Annotated in this window: 1 rRNA gene; it reads right to left on the reverse strand. The window is 59.4% G+C overall.

Annotated elements, in window-relative coordinates:
* Window positions 1–246 precede the first annotated feature (246 nt).
* Window positions 247–1,770 (reverse strand): 16S ribosomal RNA (locus tag ACIBI5_RS54255).
* Window positions 1,771–1,877 lie beyond the last annotated feature (107 nt).

Raw genomic sequence — 1,877 nt, forward strand, 5'->3', positions numbered from 1 at the left:
ACAAGGATCAGGCCACCATGCGAACCCGCAGCGGGTGGCCTACCAAGATCCTCGGTCCGTTTCCTCAGGACCCAACAGTGTGTCCGAACCCTCGCAACCCCTGGCTCCGTCGTTCCCACTCCCTCCGCAGGGGAGGGCGGTACTTGCCGGGCAGCGGTCACGCTGATCCGAGTAGCCAGTGCTCCACTAGTGAGCTGTCCACGCCACCACACGTGCGGTGGTGAAGCGATGGAAGATGCTCCTTAGAAAGGAGGTGATCCAGCCGCACCTTCCGGTACGGCTACCTTGTTACGACTTCGTCCCAATCGCCAGCCCCACCTTCGACCGCTCCCCCCACACGAGGTGGTTGGGCCACGGGCTTCGGGTGTTGCCGACTTTCGTGACGTGACGGGCGGTGTGTACAAGGCCCGGGAACGTATTCACCGCAGCGTTGCTGATCTGCGATTACTAGCGACTCCGACTTCATGGGGTCGAGTTGCAGACCCCAATCCGAACTGAGACCGGCTTTTAGGGATTCGCTCCACCTTGCGGTTTAGCAGCCCTCTGTACCGGCCATTGTAGCATGTTTGCAGCCCAAGACATAAGGGGCATGATGACTTGACGTCATCCCCACCTTCCTCCGAGTTGACCCCGGCAGTCCCCCATGAGTCCCCACCACCTCCGAAGAGGCGTGCTGGCAACATGGAGCAAGGGTTGCGCTCGTTGCGGGACTTAACCCAACATCTCACGACACGAGCTGACGACAGCCATGCACCACCTGTCACCCGATCCGAAGAGGGCCACATCTCTGCAGCTTTCCGGGCGATGTCAAGCCTTGGTAAGGTTCTTCGCGTTGCGTCGAATTAAGCAACATGCTCCGCCGCTTGTGCGGGCCCCCGTCAATTCCTTTGAGTTTTAGCCTTGCGGCCGTACTCCCCAGGCGGGGCGCTTAATGCGTTAGCTCCGGCACGGAGATCGTGGAAGATCCCCACACCTAGCGCCCAACGTTTACAGCGTGGACTACCAGGGTATCTAATCCTGTTCGCTCCCCACGCTTTCGCTCCTCAGCGTCAGGTAAGGCCCAGCAAGCCGCCTTCGCCACCGGTGTTCCTCCTGATATCTGCGCATTTCACCGCTACACCAGGAATTCCACTTGCCCCTACCTACCTCTAGCCGGCCCGTATCCACCGCAGACCCGCAGTTAAGCTGCGGGCTTTCACGGCAGACGCGACCAGCCACCTACGAGCTCTTTACGCCCAATAATTCCGGACAACGCTTGCGCCCTACGTATTACCGCGGCTGCTGGCACGTAGTTAGCCGGCGCTTCTTCTGCAGGTACACGTCAACTTCGTCCCTGCTGAAAGAGGTTTACAACCCGAAGGCCGTCATCCCCCACGCGGCGTCGCTGCGTCAGGCTTTCGCCCATTGCGCAATATTCCCCACTGCTGCCTCCCGTAGGAGTCTGGGCCGTGTCTCAGTCCCAGTGTGGCCGGTCGCCCTCTCAGGCCGGCTACCCGTCGTCGCCTTGGTAGGCCACTACCCCACCAACAAGCTGATAGGCCGCGAGCCCATCCCCAACCGAAAAACTTTCCACCACCACCCGATGCCGGGGGCGGTCGTATCCGGTATTAGACCCAGTTTCCCGGGCTTATCCCAGAGTCAGGGGCAGGTTGCTCACGTGTTACTCACCCGTTCGCCGCTCGAGTACCCCGAAGGGCCTTTCCGCTCGACTTGCATGTGTTAAGCACGCCGCCAGCGTTCGTCCTGAGCCAGGATCAAACTCTCCATAAGATGTTTGAAACTAGCAAAAACTCATCATATTCCAGACGAGGTGTTGCATGAAATACTTCATGCACTGGCTTTTAACACACTGTTGAGTTCTCAAGAAACGGACGCGT

The organism is Nonomuraea sp. NPDC050540, assembly GCF_044457485.1.
GTDB lineage: Bacteria > Actinomycetota > Actinomycetes > Streptosporangiales > Streptosporangiaceae > Nonomuraea.